The 1,439-nt window shown below is 70.3% G+C and carries 1 protein-coding gene; it reads left to right on the top strand.

The annotated features are described in order from the left end of the window. Positions 1–61 precede the first annotated feature (61 nt). Positions 62–1,300: an IS701 family transposase gene (locus ACFW2Y_RS35860; RefSeq protein ID WP_384887946.1), complete on the top strand. Its 1,239-nt coding sequence runs from the start codon at positions 62–64 to the stop codon at positions 1,298–1,300. The last annotated feature ends 139 nt before the right edge of the window (positions 1,301–1,439 follow it).

Below are 1,439 nucleotides of genomic sequence, written 5' to 3'. Positions count from 1 at the left end.
CTAGTAGTACTTCGTTAGGTTGATTTGATTTCGATGGTTGCGGCGACGCATGCTGCGGTCTGTGGATCTTGGTGAGGTGGAGAGGCTACGCGGAGACCTCGGCGATTTCGTGGCCGAGGTGTTCGCGTCGCTGGCACGCAAGGACCAGCGCCGGCAGGGGGACTGCTACCTGCGCGGGCTGATGCTGGACGGGCGACGCAAGTCGATCCAGCCGATGGCCGAGCGGCTGCCGGACGGGAACATGCAGGCCCTGCAGCAGTTCGTCAGCCAGTCGCCATGGGACCACAGGCCGGTGCTGCGGCGGATCGCCGGGAAGATGACCTCCGCCCTCGCGCCGGAGGCGTGGGTGATCGACGACACCTCGTTCCCGAAGGCCGGGGACCAGTCCGTGGCCACCTCCCGGCAGTACTGTGGCGCGCTGGGCAAGCGCTCGCTGTGCCAGGTGGGGGTGAGTGTCCACGCTGTGACCGACAAGGCATCCAGCCCGTTGTCCTGGCGGCTGTTCGTGCCGCCGGACTGGGACGACCGCGAGGATCCCCGCCGGGAGCGGACCGGCCTGCCGGAAGAGATCGGACACGTCGAGAAGTGGCGGCTGGCGATCGATGCGCTCGACGAGCTGGTCTCCTGGGGGCTTGCCCCGCAGGTCGTGGTCGCCGACGCGGGCTACGGCCAGTCGGCGGCCTTCCGCCACGCCTTGCGCGCGCGGGACCTGGACTACATCGTGGCGGTGCGCGGCGACGAGACCGCGCACCGCCATGACGCGGAGCCGGTGGCGCCCGCCTACGGCGGTGCCGGCCGCAGGACACTGCCCCGCTACCGCACCGACTCCACCGCCCTGCGCGAACTCGCCACCGAGGCCGGACGCCGGGCGTTTCGGCAGGTCACCTGGCGCCAGGGCAGCCGAGGGGCGATGCGTTCGCGTTTCCGAGTCCTGCAGGTGCGGCCCGCAGGGAGGATCCCCCGGGCGCTCGCCGCCGCCGACGCGGGAGGAAGCGCCTCCTGGGACGGTGTCCTGCCGGCCGAGACCCTGCTGGTCGAGTGGCCTTCTGGCGAGGACGCGCCGACGGACTACTGGCTCACCAGCCTTCCGCCCGACACGGCGATCCGACGGCTCGTGCGCCTGGCCAAGATCCGCTGGCGCATCGAGCACGACTACCGCGAGATGAAGCACGGCCTGGGCCTGGACCACTTCGAGGGCCGGACCTGGCGCGGCTGGCACCATCACGTCACCCTGGTCACCGCCGCCCACGCCTTCCTCACCCTCCGGCGCCTCGACCCAAAAGTCGAGACGCCGGCCTGACCTTCTACCGAGTCCTCGACGCCATCCAGGACCTGATACGGGCCTGGACCGGCGAATGCCCCACCTGCCACCGCGAGTTACCCACCACGCGCGCGGCAGCACACACCCCACCACTCCAGACCTAACGAAGTACTACTAG

The organism is Streptomyces sp. NPDC058877 (genome assembly GCF_042742855.1).
Taxonomy (GTDB): Bacteria; Actinomycetota; Actinomycetes; order Streptomycetales; family Streptomycetaceae; genus Streptomyces.
This window is presented reverse-complemented; position numbering and strand designations above follow the sequence as displayed.